The organism is Aeromonas simiae, from assembly GCF_014892695.1.
In the GTDB taxonomy this organism is placed as follows: domain Bacteria; phylum Pseudomonadota; class Gammaproteobacteria; order Enterobacterales; family Aeromonadaceae; genus Aeromonas; species Aeromonas simiae.
The window spans coordinates 388,809-413,080 of record NZ_CP040449.1 but is presented as its reverse complement, the minus strand read 5'-3'; the positions used below and the strand labels follow the sequence as shown (position 1 = coordinate 413,080).

23 protein-coding genes are annotated in these 24,272 nt (G+C 62.1%); 11 read left to right on the top strand and 12 right to left on the bottom strand.

The genetic code is table 11. The features are described from left to right. Window positions 1-59: 59 nt before the first annotated feature. From FE240_RS01955 to FE240_RS01935, 5 genes are all read right to left on the bottom strand, one after another. Complete coding sequence (locus FE240_RS01955; RefSeq protein ID WP_193003170.1) at window positions 60-1,274, bottom strand: aldose 1-epimerase family protein; 1,215 nt, start codon at window positions 1,272-1,274, stop codon at window positions 60-62. Between the two features lie 191 nt (window positions 1,275-1,465). After that, complete coding sequence (gene gshA, locus FE240_RS01950; protein ID WP_193004407.1) at window positions 1,466-3,064, bottom strand: glutamate--cysteine ligase; 1,599 nt, start codon at window positions 3,062-3,064, stop codon at window positions 1,466-1,468. 59 nt (window positions 3,065-3,123) lie between these two features. Then, window positions 3,124-5,937, bottom strand: a complete 2,814-nt coding sequence (locus FE240_RS01945) for a M16 family metallopeptidase (protein WP_226798943.1) — start codon at window positions 5,935-5,937, stop codon at window positions 3,124-3,126. Window positions 5,938-5,959: 22 nt separating this feature from the next. Next, complete coding sequence (locus FE240_RS01940; RefSeq protein WP_193003169.1) at window positions 5,960-6,409, bottom strand: YqaA family protein; 450 nt, start codon at window positions 6,407-6,409, stop codon at window positions 5,960-5,962. Next, a complete protein-coding gene (locus FE240_RS01935) occupies window positions 6,402-7,355 on the bottom strand; it encodes an NADP-dependent oxidoreductase (protein ID WP_193003168.1) in 954 nt (317 codons plus the stop codon). Before FE240_RS01935 ends, FE240_RS01940 begins: the two co-directional genes overlap by 8 nt. Window positions 7,356-7,411: 56 nt before the next feature. Between FE240_RS01935 and FE240_RS01930 the strand changes: the two genes are divergently transcribed. Next, window positions 7,412-7,579, top strand: a complete 168-nt coding sequence (locus FE240_RS01930; protein ID WP_193004605.1) for a hypothetical protein — start codon at window positions 7,412-7,414, stop codon at window positions 7,577-7,579. Window positions 7,580-7,813: 234 nt separating this feature from the next. On the opposite strand, the gene mepM is transcribed toward FE240_RS01930, so the two are convergent. After that, entirely contained in the window at window positions 7,814-9,160 is a 1,347-nt protein-coding gene (gene mepM / locus FE240_RS01925) for a murein DD-endopeptidase MepM (RefSeq protein WP_193003167.1), read from the bottom strand. A gap of 260 nt (window positions 9,161-9,420) precedes the next feature. Here mepM and FE240_RS01920 point away from each other — a divergent pair, with 260 nt between their 5' ends. Further along, window positions 9,421-10,698 (top strand): LapD/MoxY N-terminal periplasmic domain-containing protein, encoded by a 1,278-nt coding sequence (locus FE240_RS01920; protein WP_193003166.1) that lies wholly within the window; start codon window positions 9,421-9,423, stop codon window positions 10,696-10,698. Beyond that, window positions 10,695-11,636 (top strand): TAXI family TRAP transporter solute-binding subunit, encoded by a 942-nt coding sequence (locus tag FE240_RS01915; RefSeq protein ID WP_193003165.1) that lies wholly within the window; start codon window positions 10,695-10,697, stop codon window positions 11,634-11,636. Before FE240_RS01920 ends, FE240_RS01915 begins: the two co-directional genes overlap by 4 nt. Here the strand turns inward: FE240_RS01915 and FE240_RS01910 are convergent. Next, the gene (locus tag FE240_RS01910; protein WP_193003164.1) at window positions 11,631-12,302 is read right to left on the bottom strand and encodes a transglutaminase-like cysteine peptidase; all 672 of its coding nucleotides are present in this window, start codon (window positions 12,300-12,302) and stop codon (window positions 11,631-11,633) included. The genes FE240_RS01915 and FE240_RS01910 overlap by 6 nt on opposite strands. Before the next feature lie 47 nt (window positions 12,303-12,349). After that, on the bottom strand, window positions 12,350-13,237 hold the full coding sequence (znuA, locus tag FE240_RS01905) for a zinc ABC transporter substrate-binding protein ZnuA (RefSeq protein WP_193003163.1): 888 nt from the start codon (window positions 13,235-13,237) through the stop codon (window positions 12,350-12,352). A 93-nt stretch (window positions 13,238-13,330) separates the two neighbouring features. On the opposite strand from znuA, the gene znuC reads away from it, so the two are divergent. Continuing rightward, entirely contained in the window at window positions 13,331-14,089 is a 759-nt protein-coding gene (gene znuC, locus FE240_RS01900; protein WP_193003162.1) for a zinc ABC transporter ATP-binding protein ZnuC, read from the top strand. A gap of 10 nt (window positions 14,090-14,099) precedes the next feature. Continuing rightward, window positions 14,100-14,879 (top strand): zinc ABC transporter permease subunit ZnuB, encoded by a 780-nt coding sequence (gene znuB, locus FE240_RS01895; protein ID WP_193003161.1) that lies wholly within the window; start codon window positions 14,100-14,102, stop codon window positions 14,877-14,879. Here znuB and FE240_RS01890 read toward each other — a convergent pair. Next, window positions 14,866-15,783, bottom strand: coding sequence for a LysR family transcriptional regulator (locus FE240_RS01890; protein ID WP_193003160.1), 918 nt, complete (start codon window positions 15,781-15,783; stop codon window positions 14,866-14,868). The genes znuB and FE240_RS01890 overlap by 14 nt on opposite strands. Window positions 15,784-15,873: 90 nt before the next feature. Here FE240_RS01890 and FE240_RS01885 point away from each other — a divergent pair, with 90 nt between their 5' ends. Further along, window positions 15,874-16,755: a DMT family transporter gene (locus FE240_RS01885; RefSeq protein ID WP_193003159.1), complete on the top strand. Its 882-nt coding sequence runs from the start codon at window positions 15,874-15,876 to the stop codon at window positions 16,753-16,755. Here FE240_RS01885 and FE240_RS01880 read toward each other — a convergent pair. Continuing rightward, window positions 16,737-17,321, bottom strand: a complete 585-nt coding sequence (locus FE240_RS01880; RefSeq protein WP_193003158.1) for a uracil-DNA glycosylase family protein — start codon at window positions 17,319-17,321, stop codon at window positions 16,737-16,739. The genes FE240_RS01885 and FE240_RS01880 overlap by 19 nt on opposite strands. Window positions 17,322-17,417: 96 nt before the next feature. On the opposite strand from FE240_RS01880, the gene rarD reads away from it, so the two are divergent. Both rarD and FE240_RS01870 read left to right on the top strand, forming a co-directional pair. Beyond that, on the top strand, window positions 17,418-18,311 hold the full coding sequence (rarD, locus tag FE240_RS01875) for an EamA family transporter RarD (RefSeq protein ID WP_193003157.1): 894 nt from the start codon (window positions 17,418-17,420) through the stop codon (window positions 18,309-18,311). Continuing rightward, window positions 18,242-18,604 (top strand): GIY-YIG nuclease family protein, encoded by a 363-nt coding sequence (locus FE240_RS01870; protein ID WP_404800073.1) that lies wholly within the window; start codon window positions 18,242-18,244, stop codon window positions 18,602-18,604. The genes rarD and FE240_RS01870 overlap by 70 nt, the downstream gene beginning before the upstream one ends. Before the next feature lie 46 nt (window positions 18,605-18,650). Here the strand turns inward: FE240_RS01870 and hldE are convergent, their stop codons facing one another. After that, window positions 18,651-20,078: a bifunctional D-glycero-beta-D-manno-heptose-7-phosphate kinase/D-glycero-beta-D-manno-heptose 1-phosphate adenylyltransferase HldE gene (gene hldE, locus FE240_RS01865; protein ID WP_193003155.1), complete on the bottom strand. Its 1,428-nt coding sequence runs from the start codon at window positions 20,076-20,078 to the stop codon at window positions 18,651-18,653. Between the two features lie 153 nt (window positions 20,079-20,231). Here hldE and lpxL point away from each other — a divergent pair, with 153 nt between their 5' ends. Then, on the top strand, window positions 20,232-21,152 hold the full coding sequence (gene lpxL / locus FE240_RS01860) for an LpxL/LpxP family Kdo(2)-lipid IV(A) lauroyl/palmitoleoyl acyltransferase (RefSeq protein WP_193003154.1): 921 nt from the start codon (window positions 20,232-20,234) through the stop codon (window positions 21,150-21,152). Between the two features lie 65 nt (window positions 21,153-21,217). On the opposite strand, the gene FE240_RS01855 is transcribed toward lpxL, so the two are convergent. Continuing rightward, on the bottom strand, window positions 21,218-22,108 hold the full coding sequence (locus tag FE240_RS01855) for a CYTH domain-containing protein (RefSeq protein ID WP_193003153.1): 891 nt from the start codon (window positions 22,106-22,108) through the stop codon (window positions 21,218-21,220). 160 nt (window positions 22,109-22,268) lie between these two features. Here FE240_RS01855 and FE240_RS01850 point away from each other — a divergent pair, with 160 nt between their 5' ends. Both FE240_RS01850 and FE240_RS01845 read left to right on the top strand, forming a co-directional pair. After that, window positions 22,269-22,949 carry a TIGR00153 family protein gene (locus FE240_RS01850; protein WP_042045548.1) on the top strand — a complete coding sequence of 227 codons (681 nt, stop codon included), beginning with the start codon at window positions 22,269-22,271 and terminating at the stop codon, window positions 22,947-22,949. Window positions 22,950-22,970: 21 nt separating this feature from the next. Then, on the top strand, window positions 22,971-24,236 hold the full coding sequence (locus FE240_RS01845; RefSeq protein ID WP_193003151.1) for an inorganic phosphate transporter: 1,266 nt from the start codon (window positions 22,971-22,973) through the stop codon (window positions 24,234-24,236). Window positions 24,237-24,272: the final 36 nt, after the last annotated feature.

Below are 24,272 nucleotides of genomic sequence, written 5' to 3'. Positions count from 1 at the left end.
GCCCGATAACAGAAGCCCCGCCATTGGCGGGGCTTCTTCGTTGGTGCGTCGTTGCCAACTCAGTGGGGCAGCTGAACCAGCGGGTCGCGGCGCAGCTCGGTGGGCTGACTGCCCTGCACCGCCTTGACCCGGTCGAGGGCGGCCTGCACCTCGCCCTTATCGCGCAGCAGCTGGTAGCGCAGGGTGAAGTGCTTGCTCTCACCCGCCTTGATGGTCGGCACCAGACCGAGCGGGCGCTGGTACTTGGTGCTGTAGGCATAGCTGGTGCCGGGCTCGATGCCGGTCACGTAGCCCTGTTGGAGGGTGTCGGTGTTCTTCCACAGGGTCAGAACCGGTAACTGCTTCACGTTGAAGTCGACCGCCACCCCGGCATTGCCAGCCCGGTTCTCAAGTACCGCCAGCGTGTTGCCCTTGGCATCGCTGTAGGGGACGATGTTGAACACCATCTCGTCAAAGCCCTTGGTCGGGCCGAGGTAGGTCTGCCAACTGTCGAGCCCCTTGCGGGCATAGTCGTTGAACGGGGAGATCTGCTTGACCGGGGCGCTGATCCGGGCCCCCTCCTCCAGGAGCGGCGCCCCGAAGTTGCCGTGATAGATGATCTGGTACTCGTTGTCGTAATCGGCCTGGTTGGTGAGCTTATCCTCTACCGTAAAGGCCGCCTCGCCCGGCACCAGGGTGACGCCGGTCCAGGTACTGAGATCGCTGAATTTGAAGGTCTTCTCATCGACCCGACCGCGCACGTGAATGGCATAGGGCGGGGTCTCGTCCACCGTCACCCGCACCACGGAGGCGGGGGTATTCTGCACCCGGCCATGCAGGCTCTTGAGGCGGCCATCGTCGTCTACCCCCGGATGACCGGTCCACTCATAACCGCAGCGCACCAGCATCTCGTTGAAGCCGTCGAGCCAGCCCAAGCCGCCACGGCTCTCGAGATCGATAAAGGCCGGGTTGACTATCTCTTTCACCGGCGACTCCCAGCCCAGGCGCAGATCGCCGCCGCGCACCTCGTAGATCCCCATGCCACGGGTCGGCACCAGGGTCATCTGCAAGGTGCCATTGTCGACGACGATGACATCCACCCCCTCCTGACGGCCGCCGTGCAGCCGCTTCTTCTCGATGCTAAAGGGGATCTTGCTCTTGATGCCGAGGCTGTCACTGCTCACCTTCCAGTTCCCCACATCCAACCCCTGCGCGGTGTCGACCAACACAAACTCGGCCGCCTGCAACGGCAGCGCACAGCACAGCAGCAACCCCATCCCAATGCGTACTTTCATCTTATTATGCTCCCTATGACTAACTGAATCGTTTCAGCTTGAGGGAAAATTAGGGCGATGAACGAAGGGACGCAAGAGTGCCCCGGCGCAAACTGTGAGCAAACCGACAGACAGGGGAGGCTTTCGACACCGACTTGAAGGCTGAATCACGCTTCAGCAAAAAGAGGTTCGGCCCTCACGGGCCGAACGATTTAGACGGGGGTATCGGCATAGCCGAAGTAATCGGCGAGGAACTCATCGAAGCTCTGGCTGTCGCCGCGCTCGATCTCCTTTTGCTTTTGCAGTGAGTCGCGCGCCTCGCCGCTGAAGTACTCCTCATCCCAGTACTCAAGCGGGCTGGCCAGCAGCTCGTCACGATAGCGGGCCGCCAGCTCGCGACCGAAGCAGCCGTTATCCTTGTTACCGGCTTTCAGCTCGCGCAGCAGCCGCGCCGACAGGGTCAGCTCCGGATCGAGCAGACGCTCGCGCAGCGCGGCCAAGGTCGCGCCATAGCGGTTGCGGCCGCCACAACTGGCATCGAGCAAGGCCGCCACCTTGCCCAGCTCGTCGAACAGGGAGAGCCCCAGCTCCTTGAGCCCCAGCTCGCCGCCGTCGGTCTCCAGTTGCAGGCCGGGGCGACGCCCCTCCAACACCACCTTGGTCTGGTTGCGGCGATTGCGGGCGATCTCCTCCTCGCTCAGCAGCGGCGAGGGACGCAGCAGACACCACACCAAGAAGAGATCGAAGAAGCGGATCTGGTCAGCGGTGATGCCGATCGGGCTGAAGGGGTTGATGTCGACGGTGCGCAGCTCGATGTAGTCGATACCGCGGCGCGCCAGTGCATCGGAGGGTTTCTCCCCCCGGCGCGGGGTGTTCTTGGGCCGGATCGGGGCATACAGCTCGTTCTCCAACTGCAACACGTTGTCGTTGAGCTGGCGATACTCGCCATCCACCTTGACCCCCAGCTTGGCGAAATCGGGATCATGGGTCTGAATGGCGCGGCGCAAGGAGGCCACGTAAGCCGGCAGGTTGTCGTGGCTGATCTTGAGACCGGCCTGGGCACTGTTGGTGTAGCCGAGATCGGAAAGGCGCAGCGAGGTGGCGTAGGGCAGATAGAGAGTGCCCTTGCCGAGCTGCTCGAACGGCAATGTCGTCTGGCGCCCCTTGAGGAAGGAGCCGCAGATGGCCGGCGAAGCACCAAACAGATAGGGCACCAGCCAACCGAAGCGATAGACGTTGCGAATCAGCCCCATGTACTTTTCCGAGATGAAGCGCTGGCTACAGCAGTTCTTGCAGGCCAGAGCCTGCCACTCGCACCAGAAGCTCTCGGGCATGGAGAAGTTGAAGTGCACCCCGGCGATCACCTGCATCAGGCTGCCGTAACGGTGCTTGAGACCGCGCCGGTAAAGGTGCTTCATCCGGCCAATGTTGGAGCTGCCGTACTCGGCCAGACGGATGCTCTCCTCACCGCCGACGAAACAAGGCATAGAGAGGGGCCAGAGGCGCTCGTCACCGATGTGGTGGACGGCGGTACGGTGGATGTCGCCCAGTTGCTCGAGCAGCGTCTCGATAGAGTCGGTGGCCGGGGTGATGAACTCCAGCAGCGACTCGGCATAGTCGGTGGTGATGTTGGCGTGGGTCAGGGCTGCGCCGAGGGCCAGCGGATGATCTTGCTGCGACAGCTCACCATTCGGGGTAATACGCAAGGTTTCACGCTCGATGCCACGGCGCATCCCCTTGAGGGCAGGCAGGCGCTCGGGGGCGCCCAGTGCGGTCAGCAGCTCATCGAGAGAGAGGGTCTGGGAGGTCATATTCACGGCTCACTCCGGGCTCCCCCCAAAGGAGGGAGCCGGTGGTTGTTATGGCTGTCTCAGGGTGCAGGCAGCGGATAGACAGGAAGATGTAGCTCCTGCAACGGTTTTTCAAGTGCCTGGCGATCACCGACCACCACGATCACCATCTGGGATGGGTCGAGCCAACGCTCGGCCTGGGCCTTGAGGGCCTGGGGCGTGATGCCCTTGATGATCTCGCTCTGACGGGCGACATAATCGGGCCCCAACTGATACATGATCATCTGCAACAGGAAGCCAGCCTTCTGATCCAGAGTCTCGTAGGCCAGGGCATCCTGCTGGGTCACGGCGCTGCGCAGGTAATCCATCTCCTTGGCCGACGGCCCCGCCTTGCGGTACTGCTCCAGCTCCTTGAGCACCTGGCGGATGGCATCGACGGTGGCATCGGCCCGCACGTCGGCGCCAACGGCAAACACGCCGGCGTCGCGGTTAGCTGAGAAGCCCGAGCTGGCGCCGTAGGTGTAGCCCTTATCCTCGCGCAGGTTGAGGTTGATGCGGCTGTTGAAGTTGCCGCCCAGGTTGAAGTTCATCAAGCCGGCCGCGAAATAGTCGCCGGTGGCGTCATAGGGGAGCGCACGGCGACCGATGCGGATCACCGACTGGGGCGCCCCCGGCTTGTCGATGAGATAGATGCCGGGTTTGGCCTGAGGCTCAGTCGGTTTGAGGCTGCCAAGTTCCGGCGCCTTGCCCTGCCAGCGGGTGAGGAAGGCCAGCCCCTGCTCGATGGTGGCCTGATCCACATCGCCAGCCACCACGATGCGGGCGTTGGCCGGGTTGTAGTAGTGCTGCCAAAAGCGCTTCACATCGGCCAGGGTCAGGGTCTCCACATCCTTGAGCGAGCCGTCATTGGGCTGGCCAAGGCGGGCCTGCTGACCGTAGATAAGCTCGCGGAAGGCCTGACCCGCCATCCAGGCCGGTTGCTGGCGGCTCTGCTGCATCCCTTGCAGGATCTGGTTCTTGGTGCGGGCAAAATCCTCGTCACGGAAACCGGGCTGGAACAAAAGCTCCTGCACCAGGGCCAGCGTCTGGGGCAGCTTGTCGGTCAGGCTGCTGACGGTGATGAGGTTGTTGTACTGGGCGCTCGAGAAGCTGATGTCGGAGCCGAGCTTTTGCAGCTCGTCGCTGAGCTTGGCCTCGTTTAAGCGCTCGCTACCCTGTTCGAGCATGGCCGCGGTCAGGTTGGCCAACCCCAGCTCCCCCTTGCCCTCGGCGCGAATACCGCCCGGCAGGGCGATGGTGATGGAGACCGCCGGGATCTCGTCGCTGCGGGTGCCGAGGATCTCGATCTCCTGATCGAGCTTGCCCTTCCAGGTGGCCGGCACAGTGACGCTGACGGCAGGGCCGGCGGCAGGCTGTTTGCTGCGATCAAAGCTGTCCTTGACCGTGCGGGCCGCCAGGTGGCTGTCGTGTTGGCTGTAATCGGGCAGCTCGCGCGCCGCCGGGGTGAAGTTGGGGGTAGCCGCCTGCCACTGACGCTTGCCCTTGGGCACCACGCTCAGCACCACGGCCGGCTTGTCTGCGATGAACTGCTCATAGGCCTGCTTGACCTCGGCCGGGGTCACCTTGCCGATGGCGGCGAGGCTCTTGAAGACGTAGTTGGGGTCCTGCATGAAGACCTGCCCCATCGCCAGCTGGCTCACCTTGCCCTGCACACTGCCCATGCCCCAGATGGCCGAGGCGCGGTACTTGTTGATCGCCTTCTCGAGATCATCTTGCTGCACGCCGCGCTGGGCGAACTGGGCCACCACCTTGTCGACCTCGGCCTTGAGGCTCTTGAGGCTGCCGTCGGCCGCAGGGTTGGGGTAGGCATAGATGGCCAGAGAGCAGGCCAGCTCTTCACAGTAGTGCGAGGCGCCGGCGTCCACTGCCTTGCCACTTTTGACCAGCGCCTGATAAAGCATGGAGCTGGCCGAGCCCCCCAGCACGTCGGCAAACATGTCGAGCGCCGGCTCGCGCGGATCGCCGAGCGCCACCGTCGGGTAGCTGATGTAGAGCAGCGGCAGGTGAACCTTGTCTTCCAGCGTCAGATAGCGGGTCGCCGGCAGTGTTACCGGCTGCGCAACCGGCTCAGCCACCTCGGGCCCGCGCGGGATGGAGCCGAAGTACTGTTCAATCCAGGCCAGCGCCTGCTTGGGCTCGAAGTCCCCCCCGAGCGTCAGGGTGGCGTTATTGGGGCCATACCAACGCAGGAAGAACTGCTTGAGATCACTCACGTCGACCCGGTCGAGATCCTCCACATAGCCGATCGGCTGCCAGGAGTAGGGGTGGGTACGCGGATAGAGCGCCTCCCCCACCTTCTCGCCCACCAGACCGTAGGGCTGGTTGTCGACCCGCTGGGCGCGCTCGTTTTTCACCGTGGCGCGCTGAATTTCGAACTTCTTCTGGCTCACCGCGTCGAGCAAAAAGCCCATGCGATCGGCCTCCAGCCACAGCACCTTCTCAAGCTGGTTGGCCGGCACCGTCTCGTAGTAGTTGGTGCGATCCCGATTGGTGGTGCCATTCATGGTGCCACCGGCCTCGTTGATGATGCGCATGTGCTCCTGATCGCCCACGTGCTTGGAGCCTTGGAACATCATGTGCTCGAAGAAGTGGGCAAAGCCCGACTTGCCGACGCTCTCGCGCGACGACCCCACATGGTAGGTCACATCGAGGTGCACCAGGGGGTCTGACTTGTCCGGTGCCAGGATCACGGTCAGGCCATTGTCGAGCCGGTACATCTGATAGGGGATGGAGAGCTTGCCGGGCTCCTTGGTCTGCTCGGCCACCAGGGTGGGCGCCGCCAGCACCGGCGTAGCCAACAGGGCCAGTGTCAGTACACAGAGGGATCGATTCACACAGTCCTCACGATACGAAGAGTCAGAAGATCTGGCCGGCGAGCAGCGCAATCACGCCGTAGCGGGCCAGTTTGCCGAGGCCAATCAGAAAGCAGGCGCGCCAAGGCGCCATCTTGAGCCAGCCTGCCAGAAGACAGAGGCCGTCCCCGATCAGCGGGGTCCAGGCCAGCAGCAGGGCCCAATGGCCATGAAGTTGGAGCCACGAAAGGGCCGTTTGTTCCCCACGACCGGTGAAATCCTCCGGCCGCTTGCGCCGCCGGGCCCACCAGCCCAGGGCGAAGGTTGTCATGGAGCCCAAGGTATTGCCAAGGGTGGCCCACAGCAGCAGGGAGAAAAGGCTCCACTGCTGCTGGGCCACCATGGCGCCGAGCAGCACTTCCGAGCCGCCGGGCAGCAGGGTCGCCGAGGTGAAGGCGCTGACAAACAGGGCGGTCAGCCCATGTGTGCCAAGCAGGGCCGCCAGATCAGGCATGACCATCCATGCGCAGCAGCAATTTGCCACGGGTGTGGCCGACCTCGATGGCCTGATGGGCCAACGCCCCCTCGGCCAAGGGGAAGGTGTGGGCAATCTCGATGCGCGCCCCCCCCTGCTCGAGCAGGGCCACCATGCGGGCTAGGGCGGGCTTGTCGGGGTGAACCAGCATGCCACGCACCTCGATGCCACGCTCGGCCCCCGCCGCCTTGATCGCCTCGGCGGTAAGGGTGGGCACAGTGATAAGACGCCCGCCCGGTTTGACGCAGGCCAGTGCCTGCTTGCCGCTCTCGCCCCCCACCAGATCCAGCACCAGATCGACTGCGCCGACCTGTGCCGGCCAGTCGGGTGCGTGGTAATCCAGCACAGCCTTGGCCCCCAGCCCCAGTACGAAGTCATGGTTGGCAGGGCTGGCCAGCGCCACCACCTCGGCACCGGCGTCGCATGCCCACTGCACCGCCAGATGACCCACGCCACCGGCCGCCGCCAGGATCAGCACCCGCTGGCCCGCCAGCAGCTCGCCGTGCTCGAACAATCCCTGCCAGCCGGTCAGCCCCGCCAGCGGCAACGCCGCCCCTTGCGCAAGATCGAGTCGCTCCAGCTTGACCAGCTCGGTCTCGCCGACCACCACTGACTCGCCATAACCACCGGCACTGAGGGGAAAGCCGACCATACCGCACACCCGATCGCCCACCGCCAGCTCGCAGACACCGGGCCCCCGCGCCTCGACAATGCCGGCCACGTCATAGCCGGGCGTCCACGGTAACTTGTCTTTGTTCTGGGCGGCCGCCCAGCCGAGTCCGGCCCGGGTCTTGGCATCGATGGGATTGACGCCGGCGTAGTGTATCCGCACCCGCACCTGCCCCTCGGCAGGCTCGCCATCGGGCACATTGGCCAGACGCAGCACGCTCGGATCGCCAAAGGCGGTGATCTGCAATTGATTCATTGTTACAGTCCCTCTCGTAAGCAACGAAGAGGTGACAGGATAACAGTGAGGACGCGATGGCTCGAATGTTTCTTATTCCCCTGATTCTGGCTATCGGCTGGTCTCTGTTCCTGATGTGGTTTCGTATCCCGTTCCGGCAGGGGCTCAAGGGGTTTTACTGGATCATCGGCCTTGGCAGTGCCATGGCGGGTTTCTTTAGCTTGATGATCTGGCTGACCCACTGAGCGCCCCCCGCACCTACCGCAGAACGCGGTGACGACGGGAAACACGTGGAGCGACGCACTCTGACATTCACCGCCAAGAGGTGACATGGGCTGGCAAGCCAAAGGGAGGGAGCATAGAAGTGCCCCTCGGCAGCACCAAAGCAATCATATGGATAAAAGAAAAGAGGCAGGCCTTCGTACCGCTAACGATACGCAGACCCGCCTCCTGAGGCGTTTTTATGGAAAACGCGAATGTCAGCTGGCAGCCAGCTCTTTGCGATAATCCCTCACCTTGGCGAGGAACAGCCGCTTGGCTTTGCCAGAGAGAGGTTCAGCCATCGGCAATTTGACCCGCATGGCATCCACCGGACGGTTGTTGATACGCACTTCGTAATGCAGGTGTGCACCGGTTGAGCGCCCCGTGTTACCAGAGAGGGCAATCTTGTCGCCCATCTTCACCTTCTGTCCCGGCTTGACCAGCAGCTTGCTCAGGTGCAGGTAGCGGGTGGAGACGGTACGGCTATGGCGAATCACCACATAAGTCCCTGCCAACGGGTGACTGGTGGCCTTGAGCACGACCCCATCGCCAGTCGCCAGTACCGGGGCCCCGATCGGCATCGCAAAGTCAGTGCCCTCATGGGGGCGCACCATACCGGTAATCGGGTGCTTACGCGCCGGGTTAAAATTGGAGCTGATACGATAGCGGCTGTGAGTCGGATAACGGCGGAATCCCCTCTCTAGACTCATCCCCTGACCGTCATAGTAGTTACCATCGTCAGAGAGCCAAGCGGAAACACTCTTGCCACCACTTTTAAACTCAATCCCCAGCAACTGGCTGTTGCCGGTGCGCTGATCGTTAACCATTTCGTGCTGAAGCAGAACTCGGAAGGTATCGCCCTGTTTGAGCTCCTTGGCCAGGTTCATGCGCCACTGGAACAGGTTGGCGATCTTCTGGATCTGAGCCGCGGACAGGCCGGCATTGCGAGCGCTCTGATAGAAGCTACCGCGCACGGTTCCCTCCACCGGTGCGCGTCGCCACTCCACCGCCTCAGTGATCAGCTCGGCAAGGTATTGCTCATCCTTGCGCTCCAACACCAACGTTTCTTTGATGTTGAGGCGCAGGCGCATCTGCTGTAGCAGGTTGTCCTCGTCGATCTTCAGCTCGAGCACCTGGCCCGGCTTGAGGCGGGCCAGTCGGCGCTTGTTGTCCGCGTCGAGCACCTTGTAGAGGGTGGTCGTAGAGAGACCCAAGGTATTAAAAATGGACGTCAGATTCTCACCATTGCGGATCCGGTATTCCATCCACTGCGGCTCGGGAGCCACAGGAATGTCATCACCTTCATCGGAGGCCGCATCCGGCTCAACCAGCTCGTGATCGGGGATGGAGTTAAATTCCGTATTGTCTTCATTCGTTGCCGTTCCATGGGCAGCAATGGGCAGCTCCAAACGGATTGGCTGCTCAAGAATATCGCCCGGAGCCGGAAGCAGTGCCACTGTCGACAGCGTCAGCGCGGTCAATGCCAAAATGGCGTAAAAATGTTTGCGGGGAACCGGCGGCTCCCAGTTGGCAGCATGAGCTACCAAGGGACGGAGACGTTTCATCCGTAGTCCTGCTTCTGGAAAGTAATGCGGGGCCCGAAGGCCAGATTAAAAGGGTGCTAAACTGCTAGTTCGACAACAGCTAATGAAAAGAGTTCACTAAAATAAAAAACTCTCGAAATGACATTTTATGCATAAACATCTGAACAGTGCATAAATGCATGCCATCTTTAAACCAGTTTTTTCACAGTTTCCGAGCCAGTTCCCTATTCACGGGATTGAATGTTTACCACATGTTAAGTGACAGTTCTCATGGAGCGAGCATGTCGTTAGCCAAATTGTTAAATCTGATCATTTTGGTTCTGTTCCTGATCGGCGCTCTTTTACTGGTCTCACTGGAGACCAGTACTGTTCGACGCTCCGTATTGGATCAGATGCAAGCCAATCTGGAAACCTCCACCACCGCGATGGGACTCGTGCTGCAAGGTTCTCTGCTAGGGGGCGACAAGGTGCTGGCTGAAACCATCGTCAATGCCATGTTCGATGGTGGCTTCGTCCGTTCCGCCACGCTGACAGATCCTGATGGCAAGGTGCTCTTTCGGCGCGAATTCTCTGTAGGCCAACAAAATGTACCGGCCTGGTTCCAGCAGCTAGTCAGCATGCCCCCCGTGATACAAGAGCAGGAGATGACCGATGGTTGGAACATTCTGGGTACAATTCGTTTGGAAGGGCACAGCGGTTATGCCTATCAGCATCTTTGGCAGGCTCTTCGTTCAGAAATCGGTTTGCTGCTGATCGGCCTTGCGGTGATGCTGCTACTGATCCAATGGAGCTGCCATCGTCTGCTGGCGCCACTACGCCAGATCAGTAGCGAACTCGATTTGATCAGCCAAAGACGCAGCAGCCGTACCTTACCGACGCCCTGGCTGCAAGAAGTTAAGGGGGTGGTCAATGCCGTCAACCGTCTGATCAGTGAACGCCAGCGCGATCTCACCCAACAGCGCCTCAAGCTGCAACAGTTAGCCCAGCAGTTCCCGCCCTCCCCCTTCCCGCACCACCATCACACCACGGCACGGATGATTCATTTCATCTCAACCCAGGGAGACATCACCCTCTACCGCGCCTTCATCCCCGCCGAAGCGGTGGAGGCCAACTGGCACCAACAACAGTTCGAGCAACTGCTAACCCAATGGTATCAAGGAGATATCCAGGGTCTGCGCCTCCCCATGAGTCTGCTGCAACATCCACAATGGTATTGGCTGGAGCAAAAAATTCGCCCGCAAAAGGGCAAGATATTGGACTGGCGCTATGAAGGCCCCCCAACCTCCTCCATGCTGGCGCGCCTCAAGAGCCTGCAAACCAGTGGCATTGAACTGGCATTTCACGACTGGCCCTTGAGTAAAGAATCCCTGGTTCTGCTAGAGCTGCATCCCCGCCTAGTGGCGACACACCTTAGCGATGCCCCCCTGCTATGGAACATGGCGGCACAGTGCGTACACGCTCATGGCACCACGCTGCTGGAAGAGGGGGAGCACGCACTCTCTGTCGATACCCTGCGCAACTGGGGGATCGATGGTTATCGCAAGGAGCAGACATCATGAGAAACGTATTACTCCTGCTACTCCTCCCCTCCCTCTGGAGTCAGGCAACAGAACGTTTCTATCTGGGCACCGGGGATATCAGCGGCATCTACTACCAGATCGGTGGCGAGTTCTGCCGGCTGGCCACCCAAGCCAATCATCAGAACCGCTGCGCTGTCGTACCGAGCTCAGGCTCTATCGAAAACCTGGCTCTGCTAAAAAGCGGCAAGGTCAATATCGCCATGGTGCAATCGGACTGGGCTTATCAGGCGTTCAGAGGGAGCGGGGTCTATCATGCCAATCCTCAGCCACAACTGAGGGCGCTGTTTGCCACTCATGCGGAGCCTTTTGCTCTGGTGGTCAGAGCCGATGCCAAGCTACGCCAGCTTGGCGATTTGGCAGGGCAGCGTCTCTATCTTGGCCCGGCAGGCTCAGGCACACGCCAAACCGCGCTAACGCTGCTAAGGCTCAGTGGTCTGACGCCGAAGGCGATTCAAGAGGTAAAGACGGACGATCCGGGAGAGGCGCTATGTCGCGGCCAGATAGCGATGTTTGCCATGGTCAGCGGACACCCAAATCGAACCCTGGTGGACACGGCCAAACAGTGTGACATTCGATTCTTACCCATCCCTCCTGACATCATCACAAAACTGCTGGTCGATGCCCCCTATTATCAACGCAGCCAGATCCCTGCTCGCCTGTATCCCGGCAACCTGCAACCGACTCCGACCTTCGCCGTGGCAGCCATTCTGCTGACCACTGCCGAGGCGCCAGATGCCGGGGTGTATCAGATGGTGAAGGGGATGTTGGGCGAGGGGGCCCACTTCAACCAGCAGACCTTCGCCTATGCCAACCTGTTTCGCCTGCCGCGCTATCAAACCGGTAAGGTATTGCCGATCACGCAGCACCCGGGAGCGCTGCGTTTCTTTCAAGAGCTCAAGCAAGCCGGCAAGTTATAACGCTCGCCGTGGAGAGCGGAGGTGCTCGGTCGAGAAACGGGTCTGCATCGACTTCCATTGGGCCAGACGATCGGCTGAGCCGGCTAGGGTGCCCTCCCGCCGTGACTTCATGATCCAAAGGCTCTTGGCATCAAAGCTGTAAACCGGCAGCAGATCGGTGCGCTTCGAGCCGGGCTGGATGGTGGCCTTGATGTTGTCGAGCACCAGCGGCTCCGACTTGGGGGTGGCAAAATAGAGCACCACCATGTGGAACTGGTTGTAGGCCAGCGCCTTGACGTAAGCCATGCGCAACTTCTTCTCATCCACCCCCAGCTCCATCAGGGTGTAGTACTTGGCGATGCTGTAATCCTCGCAGTCACCACCGCGCGCCCCAATAAACTCGAGCGGGTTGGCCCAGTAGTCCTGCTCGCCCCACAGCTTGGGATCCTCGCTGTAGGTGAGGTTGTTGAAGTAGTTGTTCACCAGGGACAGCTTTTGCTGATCGCTGATGCCTGCGCGGGGAGCCATCAACTGGGCCAGCGCCTTGGCGCGCTGTACCGAGCCTTTGCCGTACACCTCTTCCATCTTCTGCTGCAAGGCTGGCTGGGCAAGATAGTCGGACATTCGGGAAGCCTGAGCTGTGCCGGCAAGCAGCAGGCACAGCATGGCGAGGGGAAGCGATCTCATGAACAACACTCCTTGTCGATACACGAGACCAGTATAGAAGGGCTCTCTTAGCGGCAGGCGCTAAATGCCTGAGCCATGCTCTCCATCCACTCAAGATAGGCATCGGGGCCCACGTCGATCGTTCCTCCGGCTTCGTCAAGCAACAGAACCTTGGCGCCAGTATTGCGGGCGACCGAGTCGATGACATCGGGTCTGAACTGGGGCTCGGCAAAAACGCACTGGGCCTGGTGTTGCTCCAGCGCCTTGCGGATAGTCACCAGGGTCTTGGCGCCAGGACGGCGCTCGGGATTGACAGTGAAGTGCCCCTTGGCCTGCATGCCATAATGGCGCTCCCAATAACCATACGCATCGTGGAACACAAAGTAGCCCTTCTGCTGCACCGGCTTCATTTGCTTGGCAACCTGCTCATCCTTGCTCGCCAACGCCTGCTCAAAACGCACCAGGTTCGCCTGATAGCGCGCCTTGTTAGCCGGGTCCAGCTCGCTTAAGCGCCACACGATCGCCTGAGCGATGGGAAGGGCCAGGTTGGGGCCAAGCCAGATGTGAGGATCGACATTACCATGCTCATGGTGGTGCCCTTCATGTTCATCATGATCGTGCCCCTCCCCTTCGGCGTAATGGTGCACCGGCAGACCGGGCAGGGTTAGCAGAGTGAGTACATTCTGCTTGCCCGCCAGCGGCTTGGCCATGAAGCCCTCCAGCTCTGGGCCAACCCAGATAACCAGATCGGCCGCGTCGATGCGGCGCAGATCCGAAGGTCGCAGGGAAAAATCGTGGGGCGAGGCTCCGGCTGGGAGCAAAACCTCAGGCGTGGAGATATCCCGGGTCATGGCGGCGGCAATAAAACCGATCGGTTTGATGGTAGTCAGCACCGAGGCGGCGGTGGCAGGCAAGGCAGCCCCGGCCAGCAACAGGGTCAAAAAAAGACGTTTCATGGGATCTCAATGGCTCAGAAGGCGTGGTAACATAACCACAACTGAGTGTTATAGTATAACAAAACTCACCGCAGTAAACCCCCGGAGTCATTCATGAACCAGTTGGTGGTGCTCAGCGACGTCTGTCTCGCTTTCGACGGCCGTCCTGTGCTCGACAAGGTCTCCTTCAGCCTGGAAAAAGGGCGGATCACCACCCTTGTGGGCCCCAATGGCGCGGGCAAGAGCACCCTAAGCAAATTGGTATTGGGGCTGTTGACCCCTGATAGCGGCCAAATTCGTCGCCAGAAACGCCTGCGCATCGGCTATGTGCCGCAGAAGATCCACCTCGATCCTACCCTGCCCATCACGGTTGAGCGTTTTCTGCGGCTGGCTCGTGGTGGCCGCCGTCCCATTACCGAAGCGCTTGGCCGGGTCGGAGCCGAGGCTCTGCTCAGCAGCCGCATGCAGCAACTCTCTGGAGGTGAGCTACAGCGGGTGCTGCTGGCCCGCGCCCTGCTGGTTGAGCCCGAGCTGCTGGTGCTCGACGAGCCGGTACAGGGGGTCGATATCAGCGGTCAGATCGAGCTTTATGCCCTCATCAGCGAGCTGGCCCGCGAGCTCGACTGCGCCGTGCTGATGGTCTCCCACGACCTGCATCTGGTGATGGCCAGCACCCACGAGGTGATCTGCCTCAACGGCCACGTCTGCTGCCACGGAGCCCCCGAGAGCGTGGCCCGCCACCCCGAGTTTGCCCGCCTGTTCGGCCGCCCCGAGCAAGAGCAGTTGGCAGTCTATACCCACCACCACCACTGCGATGGCGAACATCATCACCATCACGGGGCTCCGGTCATCCGCCTGCCTTCCCGCCCCTGAGGAGTATTTCGTGGACAGCTTCCTTCTCTACGCCCTGGCCGCTGGCCTTGGCATCGCCGTGTTGGCCGGCCCCCTCGGCAGTTTTGTCGTGTGGCGCAAAATGGCCTACTTCGGTGACACCCTCTCCCACTCCTGCCTGTTTGGTATCGCCCTCGGCATTTTGCTACAGGTGAACCTGACCCTGGCCGTGGTGTTCTGCTGCCTGGCCATGGCCATCTTGCTGTTCGTGATGAGCCGCAGCCAACTGGTCGCCACCGACACCCTACTCGGGATCCTGGCCCACAGCGCTCTCTCGCTCGGTCTGGTCACCTTGAGCTTCATGGATAACGTGCGGGTCGATCTGATGGCCTACCTGTTTGGCGATCTGCTCTCGGTGCAGCCGGCCGATCTGCTCTGGATCTATGGCGGAGGCAGCCTGGTGTTGCTGCTGCTGTGGCGGCTGTGGGATCCGCTGCTCTCCATGACGGTATCGGAGGAGCTGGCCCGGGTCGAAGGGGTACGCGTTGATCTGCTGCGCGCCCTGCTGATGCTGCTGATCGGCTTGGTGATCGCGGTGGCCATGAAGTTTGTCGGCGCCCTCATCATCACCTCACTGCTGATCATCCCCGCCGCCACCGCCCGCCGTTTCAGCCGCACCCCGGAGCAGATGGCCCTGCTCGCCTCCCTCACCGGCTGCCTCGCCGTGGTCGGTGGCCTGCTGCTCTCCTGGTATCAAGACACCCCGGCCGGCCCCTCGGTCGTGGTGTGCGCCACCAGCCTCTTCATCCTGAGCCAGCTCAAACGCGCGTAAGTGGCTCACGCTCGCCGGGACGCAGGCTGGCCTGCGTCTCCTCCCACAGCCACTGGCGCAGCCGGCTGATGGCCGGTTCATGGGCACGCGAGCGCTTGCAGACAAAATAGAAGTTATCCCCGGTCTCGAGCGCATGCAGCGGCAGGCGCGCCAGCGTGGGATCGTCCGCTTGCAACATGTAGTCGTTAATGAGCGCCACCCCCTGATCCCAACTGGCTGCCTCCAGCGCCAGCAGGATGTGGCTAAAGTGGTGCATCCGTGCCACAGGGGGAATGGCCAGCGCCCCCGCCTCGGCCCAGCGCCGCCAGTCCTCCCCCTTCTCCTTGTAGATGGCTTGGATAGAGAGCAGCGGTAGCTGCCACAACGCCGTTGGCCACTCCCCTTCCACCTGCTGGAGCAGGCGCCGGCTGCACACCGGTATCAGCCGCTCCCGATAGAGCAGATCGTGCATGTAGCCGCGCCCCTCAGGGGAGACAGTGATGAAACAGTCGGCCACCCGATCGGAGAGCTGAGGATCCTCGGCCACCATCTCAAGCGAAAGATCCAGCTCGGGGTGGCGCTGGCGCAGACCCGAGAGGCGCGGGATCAACCATTTGACCGCAAACGAGCTGTACACAGCGAGACGCAGCCGCAGCTCGCCGCTGCCGCGTAGCTGTTCGCTGGCCTGGGCGATCTGGGCTAGGCCAGAGGCGATCGCCTCGAGATAGCTCTCCCCCTGCGGGGTCAGCGAGACCCGCCGCCCCTGACGCAGCAGCAGCACCTCGCCCAGATAGTCCTCCAGCAGACGAACCTGGTGGCTCACCGCACTCTGGCTAACCGCCAGCTCAGCGGCGGCGCGGGAGAAACTCTGTAAGCGGGCCACCGCCTCGAAGTAGTGGACGGCACGCAAGGGGGGTAGCTTCATTATCTAAATATCTCATCCATGTTGGCTTTATATCATTTTACGAGATAACAGTGTCCGGGCTAGCCTTCCCGTAAACGTAGGGAGGGATCAATGAGATCGAATGCGGTGGCGATGGGCATCTTCTATCTGGTGCTCGGCAATCTGGTGGCGGTGTTTTCCGACGCCCTGGTGAAGGTGCTTGACCCGGATCAGCCGGTGTTCCAGTTTGTCTTCTTCCGCCAGGTGTCGGCCGCCCTGATGCTGCTGCCCCTGCTGCTCTGGTCGCTGCGCCGTCACCCGCCCGAGGCCCTGCGCTGGCATCTGCTGCGCTCCCACATCTGGGCTGTCGGGGTCGTGATGATGGTGATCGCGCTAACCCGGCTGCCGCTCGCCACCGCCAACGCCTTGTTCTACGCTGCGCCACTTCTGATGGTGCCGCTCGCGGTCTGGCTGGCAGGTGAGGCCCTGTCGCGCCAGAAGGTAGTCACCGCCCTGCTCGGTTTTGCCGGCGTGCTCATCGTGCTGCGCCCGACCGAGGTCAACTGGGCGGCGCTGGCGGCCCTCGGGGTGGCGCTGACCATGGCCCTCAACAACTTGCTGATCAAACGTCTGCCGAGCCACCAGCCGGTGGTGCAGACCCTCTTTTTCACCAACGTGTTGAGCATGCCGCTGGTATTGGCGCTGGCCTGGTGGGAAGGGGAGCCATGGCAGTGGCAGATGCTGGGGCCCGCCTTCGGCTCGTCGGCCCTCATCGTGGTCTATGCGGGGCTGTGCGTGCTGGCTTACCGCCAGGCGGAGGCAAGCCGCATCGCCTCGGCCGAGTACACCGGCCTGCTGGTAGCGGTCGGGCTCGGCGTCTGGTTATTTGGCGAGCAGCCAGATCTGCCGCTGCTTATCGGCAGCCTCTGCATCGTGCTGCCGCTCATCGCCATGGCGCGCAGCGGCAGCAAACCGGATGAGGCCCCCAAGAAGGCTCAGGTCACGAGCAACTGAGCCACCCGCTCGCGCAGTGAAGGGATCACCTCGGCCTCGAACCAGGGGTTCTTCTTGAGCCAGAGGGTGTTGCGCGGTGAGGGGTGCGGCAGGGGAAGAAAACGCGGGCCGACGTCGCGCCAATGGCGCACCGTCTCGGTCAGGGTGCCGCGATAATTCGCCCCGAGATAGTGTTGCTGGGCATACTGCCCGACCAGCAGCACCAGCTCGACGCGCGGCATCAGCTCCAGCACTTGGGGATGCCAGAGCGGGGCACACTCGGGGCGCGGCGGTAGATCGCCGGAGCGGCCACGGCCCGGATAGCAGAGCCCCATCGGCATGATGGCGATGTGGCGCTCGTCGTAGAACATCCCCTTGTCCAGCGCCAGCCAGTCGCGCAGGCGCGCCCCCGAGGCGTCATCCCAGGGGATACCGCTGGCGTGCACCTTGGTGCCGGGGGCTTGGCCGATGATGAGCAAACGGGAGTGCTCGCTGCCACGGATCACCGGGCGCGGGCCGAGCGGAAGGTGAGCCTCGCACAGGCGGCAGGCGCGGATGCGGGCAAACAGATCGGGAATGGTGTTCATGGGGCCATATGCTAACCGATTTTTTCTGGCGGGGCTGCTTGCCGAAAGGGGGGCCCCTCTCTACACTGCGCCCACTTTGTTTAATTTAATAGACACATGACACCCTTGCTGTTGGGCCCCGGCGTGGTGGCCCTCTCCTTTATCCTGTGGGGTCTGCTGCCCCTCTACTATCAGTTCATGCCACAGCTCAGCATGTGGGAGCTGCTCTCTCACCGTGTCATCTGGTCGGTGCTGCTGCTCGCCCTGCTGCTGCGCCTGACGGCGCGCCCCCTCCCCTGGCACCAGCTTCGGGCCGAGCCGCGCCAGCTACTGTTGATCCTGTGCGCCGGCCCTGTCATGTCCATCAGTTGGAGCATGTTTACCTGGTGCCTCATCACCGGCCAGGTGCTGGCCACCAGCCTCGCCTTCTTCATGACCCCCCTGTTCAATATCGTGTTCGCGGTGCTCTTTCTCAAAGAGCGGCTGACCCCGCAAAAGCACCTCGCCGTGGCCCTGGCTCTGGCGGGGCTGGCCTACATGTTGTTCCAGTACGGCGAGCTGCCCTGGTTCTCCCTCATCATGGGGGCCAACTTCGCCTGCTATGGCCTGTTGAAAAAACAGGTGCGCTACGGCGCCGACCACAGCCTCTATATCGAGGCACTGGTACAGTTGCCACTGGCGCTGGCCTTCGTGGCCTGGCTAACCCTGAGCGGCCAACCCAGCCTGCTGCTGGAAGGCAGTTGGGGCGAACGACTGCTGCTTATTGGCAGCGCCCCGGCCACCCTGATCCCGGTCGGGCTGTTTTGCTACGGCATGATGCGCACTCGCCTCAGCACCGTCGGCTTGCTTCAGTACATAGAGCCGAGCCTTGCCTTTCTGCTCGCCCTCTTCTGGTTTGGCGAGCGGCCCGATCCGGTCAAGGAGGTGGGCTTCATGTTTGTCTGGGCCGGCCTGCTGGTCAGCCTGTTGCCACTGCACCGGCTGCGCCGCCAGCCACGGGGCGCCCCGTGAGCTGGCACCTCTATCTGGTGCGCACCGCGCGCGGCCACCTCTATGCCGGGATCAGCACCGATCCGCTGCGCCGTCTGGCCGAGCACCAGAGCGGGCGTGGGGCCCGCAGCCTGCGTGGCAAGGGGCCGCTGGCCCTGGTCTGGCAGGCCGAGGTGGGCGAGCACGGCGAGGCGCTGCGCCTCGAGTATCGCCTCAAGCGCCTGACCAAGGCCGCCAAGGAGCAGTTGGTGGCGGCGCCGCAGCAATGGCCCGAGCTCAGGGCCCGCCTGTTGCCCGAGGCATCCGAACCATAAAAAAAGACCGGCCTACTGGCCGGTCTTTTTATTGGCTGCACTCGCATCAATTGCGCTCGCGGATGGTCTTGATGATGTCGGTAGTGGAGCAGCCGTCCTCGAAGTTCAGCACCTTCACCTCGCCGCCGTTAGCGGTCACCTCGGCGTAGCCGGCAATCTCCTCGGGCTGGTAGTCGCCCCCCTTGACCAGCAGGTCGGGCAGGATCTCGCCGATCAGGCGCTGCGGCGTATCCTCGCCAAACGGCACCACCCAATCCACCGCCCCCAGCGCGGCCAGCACCGTCATGCGCCGCTCGGTCGGGTTAACCGGTCGGCCCGGCCCCTTGAGGCGGCGCACCGACTCGTCGGTATTGACCGCCACGATCAGGCGATCCCCCAGCTTGCGGGCATTGGAGAGGTAGGAGACGTGGCCGGCATGCAGGATGTCGAAGCAGCCGTTGGTCATCACTATCTTTTCGCCGCGGCTGCGGGCGGCTTCGACGGCCACCTTGAGCTGAGACTCGGAGAGCACGCCAAAGCCGCTCTCCTGCTCGGAGTAGAGGGCGTTGGCCAACTCGATCGGGCTGGCGGTGGAGGTACCCAACTTGCCGACCACGATGCCGGCGGCGGTGTTGGCCAGGGCGCACGCCTCATCCAGGCTGCAACCGGCGGCCAGCGAGCTGGCCAGGGTCGAGATCACGGTGTCACCGGCACCGGTCACGTCATACACCTCCTGGGCCTGGGTCGGCAGGTGCAGCTCGCGCTGGCCGTCGCGGATCAGGGTCATGCCATTTTCGGAGCGGGTCACCAGCAGGGCATCGAGATCAAAGCGGCGCACCAGCTCGATGCCGCGCTCGACCAGCTCTTGCTCGCTTTTGACCTTGCCCACCACGGCCTCGAACTCGGACATGTTGGGGGTAAGCAGGGTCGCCCCGCGATACTTCTCGAACTCGGTTCCCTTGGGGTCGATCAGCACCGGCACGCCGGCGGCGCGGGCACGCTGGATCATGCCGGGCACGTCGTTAAGAGCCCCCTTGGCGTAGTCGGAGAGCACCATCACACCACTGTGCGGCAGGGCGGCTTCAATCTTTTGCATCAGCAGCGAGGCATCAACCGAGTGGAACGCCTCCTCGAAATCCAGCCGCAGCAACTGCTGGTTGCGCGACAGAACGCGCAGCTTGGTGATGGTCGGGTAGTCGGCCAGACGCACGAAGTCGCAGTCCACCTTGACCCCGGCCATCTGGTTGGCCAGGGCATCGGCCGCCTCATCCTGACCGGTCAGGCCGAGCAGGGTGGCATGGGCGCCAAGGGCCGCGGCGTTGAGGGCCACGTTGGCAGCACCACCTGGGCGCTCCTCGATGTGTTCCACCTTGACCACCGGCACCGGCGCCTCGGGCGAGATGCGATTGCTCGGTCCATGCCAGTAACGATCCAGCATGATGTCGCCAACGACCAGGACGCGGGCCTTGTCAAAATCGGGCAGGGTGATCTTCATCTGTATGGACTCTCGATGGGAAAAATCTGGCACGGATTCTACCATGGCCTCCCCGCTCCTGGCACCTCTGCCACCGGCCAGCAACAAATGCACTGCCCTCCGCAGGGGCTTTTCGGCTAGAATCCGCCCTCTGAGATCCTACAAGGAGCGCCCATGTCCGCCGAACGCCTTCCCCGTCTGGAGCCCCGCCTGCTCCACCCCCGCTACTGGCCGCAGTGGTTCGGCCTCGGAGTGCTGTGGCTGCTGGTGTTGCTGCCCTGGCGCTGGCAGATGTGGCTCGGCCGCCGGCTCGGTCGCCTCGCCATGCGCCTGCTGAAATCCCGGGAACGTATTGCCCGCCGTTCCCTCGAGCTGGCCTTCCCCGAACTCTCCTCCACCGAGCGGGAACAACTGCTGGTACGCAACTTCGAGAGCGTTGGCTGCGCCATCTTCGAGGTGGGCATGGCCTGGTTCTGGCCTGACTGGCGGATGCGCGCCTTGATGCGTATCGAAGGGGAGGAGCATGTGCACGCCGCGGCCGAACAGGGTCAGGGCATGCTGCTGCTCTCCTGCCATTTTCTGACGCTGGAACTCAATGCCCGCTGCTTTGGACTGGTGCGCCCCGGAGTCGGCGTCTATCGCCCCAACACCAACCCGGTGCTTGAGTACGCTCAATACCATGGCCGCTGCAAGTCCAATAAATACCTGGTCGATCGCACCGACGTGAAGGGGATGATCAAGGCGCTGCGTAACGGTGACGCCCTCTGGTACGCCCCGGATCACGACTACGGTCGCCACGCCAGCGTCTTCGTCCCCTTCTTCGGGGTCGAGCAGGCCGCCACCATCACCGGCACGGCGACCCTGGCGCGGGTGAAAAACACCGTCACCCTGCCCTGCTACAACATCCGCGACGAGCACGGCTATGTACTGCACATCGGCGCCCCGCTGGAAGGCTACCCGACCGGGGATGACGTGGCCGATGCCACCCGCAGCAACCAGGTGGTCGAAGCCGCGGTACGCCGCGCCCCCGAGCAGTACATGTGGCTACACCGCCGCTTCAAGACGGTGCCGGAGGGGATGCCTCCCCGCTATTGATGCGTATTGATGCGTGCAGCAAAAAGCCCCTCATTGAGGGGCTTTTTTGTCACCAGAGCCAGCGCTTAAGAGCCGTGTAACTGGCGCGAAATGGCCAGCAGGAAGGCGCCGTAGTCGGGTTGGTACAGGCGCGTGGCATCAGGTGAAGCCTCCCAATCGGCCAACCAGCGCCGCAGTGGCGCTTGCCAAGCGAGCCCTTGCGCCTGCGCCAGCAAGGCATGGGCCGCCGCCGTGATGCGCGGCGCGGCGCCGTCGACCTGTGCCAGCAGGCAGGCTTCATGATGTTGCAGATCATCGACTAGACCGGCCAAATCGCGTGGCAACGGGGTGCCACGCAATGCCCATGGCGTACCCTGACCGGCCAGCAGATAACCGCGCTGCGCCTTGGATTGATGGCCGGGACGCAGCCCCCCGAGCGCCAACAGCCGCGCCGCCAGCTCGAACAGGGCAACAGCCGAGCCGGATTTCAGCTCCAACTCCAGCTCATCGATTGGCTCACGCCCAAGCCGCCCCTCTATCTCGCCACGGTCATGGGCCAGCTCTATCTCGGCCCCCTGATACACCACCTGCCATGTGGTGCGCGCAAAATCGGTGCGAAACAGCGGGCTCAAGGCCTGCTGCAAGGCCGCGACATCACACCCTTGTGGCCAGATGGTGGCGGGAAAGAGTGTCAGATCCGGCGTGTCGCCACTCACCGGCGCATTATATTCAGGACGGCTGTGCAGCCCGCCCACCCCCTGCCCACGACACTTGATGGTCTGCTCTGCCTGATCACCCCAGCGGCGGATCCGCAACCCCATGTCGAGCCGACGCAATGCCAGATCGGGGGTATCAAAATAACTGTTACCCAAATTATTGATTTTTTGCTCTTTAGCACAGATTTCTTCAATAAAACCAGCGATATCAGCATAAAAATCCGGGTTTAAACAGAATTTAATTTCAATTTCTTGGGTCATGACGCATTCCGGGAGGAGAGAGGCGGGGATGGAGCGGTAAGCATATAATGGCCAGTACGCGATGGCGGGGAATTCACGGTTTTATTGGAACAATAGTTCGGTTACCATGCGCCCCTCACAATAACGTATCGCGTGTTTTTTCACCGACACAGGTTTGGCTATGCCAGTAAATACTATCCTGGGGCTCTTTGCCAAGTCCCCCATCAAGCCGCTGCAGAAGCATATCGCCAAGGTACACACCTGCTGCGAACAGCTCGTCCCCTTCTTCGATGCCGTCGCCGAAGGCAAGTGGGAAGAGGCCGCACAAATCCGCGCCCGTATCTCCCAACTTGAAAAAGAAGCCGACGTGCTCAAGCGTGAGATCCGCCTCAAGCTGCCGCGCGGTCTGTTCATGCCGGTCGCGCGTACCGACCTGCTGGAGCTATTGACCCAGCAAGACAAAATCGCCAACCGTGCCAAGGACATTTCCGGCCGCATGCTTGGCCGTAACATGGAATTCCCCCCCGAGATGCGGGCCGACTTCATGGCCTATCTCAAACGCTGTATCGATGCGACCGCCCAGGCCGAGAAGGCCATCGATGAACTCGATGAACTGCTCGAAACTGGCTTCAAGGGACGTGAAGTCGAACTGGTTGCCGAAATGATCCATCAGCTGGATTTGATCGAGGACGATACGGACACCATGCAGATCGGTCTGCGTCAGAAGCTCCAATCCGTGGAGCAGCAGTACAACCCGATCGATGTCATGTTCCTGTACAAGATCCTTGAATGGGTAGGAGATCTGGCAGATCAGGCCGAGCGCGTCGGCGCCCGCCTCGAACTCATGCTGGCTCGTTCTTAATCCACTGACTGGTAGACACGAATGGATATTATTGCGAACTATGGCACCACCCTGGTGCTCATCGCGGCCGTGTTCGGCTTCCTGATGGCTTGGGGTATTGGTGCCAATGATGTGGCCAACGCCATGGGTACCTCGGTCGGGACCAAGTCACTGACCATCCGTCAGGCCATCATCATCGCCATGATCTTCGAATTCGCCGGCGCTTATCTGGCCGGGGGCGAGGTCACCGCCACCATCCGCAACGGCATCATCGATCCCGGCTCCTTCGTCGATACACCGGATCTACTGGTGCTCGGCATGATCTCCTCCCTGCTGGCCGCCGGTGCCTGGCTCATCGTCGCCTCCTACTTTGGCTGGCCTGTCTCCACCACCCACTCCATCGTCGGCGCCATTGTCGGTTTCGGCGTGGTCAGCATCGGGCCGGAATCGGTGCAGTGGAGCAAGTTCGGCGGCATCGTCGGCTCCTGGGTCGTGACACCGGCCCTCTCCGGTCTCATCGCCTACTTCATGTTCATCAGCGTGCAGAAGCTCATCTTCAACACCGAAGATCCGCTCAGCAACGCCAAGCGCTACGTCCCCTTCTACATGTTCCTCACCTCCCTGGTGATCTGCTTGGTGACCATCAAGAAGGGGCTGACCCATGTCGGTCTGCACCTGACCGATGTGGAAGGGGCCATGCTCTCGGTGCTCATCTCGGTACTGGTGGCGATCGCCGGCTGGCTCTACATCCGCGGTCAACGCTACAACCCGCAGGATGACAGCAAGATGCACTATGCCAACGTCGAGAAGGTGTTCGGCATCCTGATGATCATCACCGCCTGTGCCATGGCCTTTGCCCACGGCTCCAACGACGTGGCCAACGCCATCGGCCCGCTCTCCGCCGTGGCGTCCATCGTGGCGGCCGGCGGCGAGATTGGCGGCAGCTCCCACATCGCATGGTGGATCCTGCCCCTCGGCGGCATCGGCATCGTCATCGGTCTGGCCACCATGGGCGAGAAGGTGATGGCCACCGTCGGCACCGGCATCACCCACCTCACCCCGAGCCGCGGCTTCGCTGCTCAACTGGCGACCGCCGCCACCGTGGTGATCGCCTCTGGCACCGGCCTGCCCATCTCCACCACCCAGACCCTGGTGGGCGCGGTCATGGGGGTCGGTCTGGCCCGCGGTATCGCGGCACTGAACCTCGGCGTGCTGCGCAACATCGTGGTCTCCTGGATCATCACCCTGCCGGCAGGAGCCATCCTCGCCATCATCATCTTCTACGTGCTGCGCTTTTTCTTCTCTTAAGCTTCACGTAGCAAAAAGCCCGGGCACTGCCCGGGC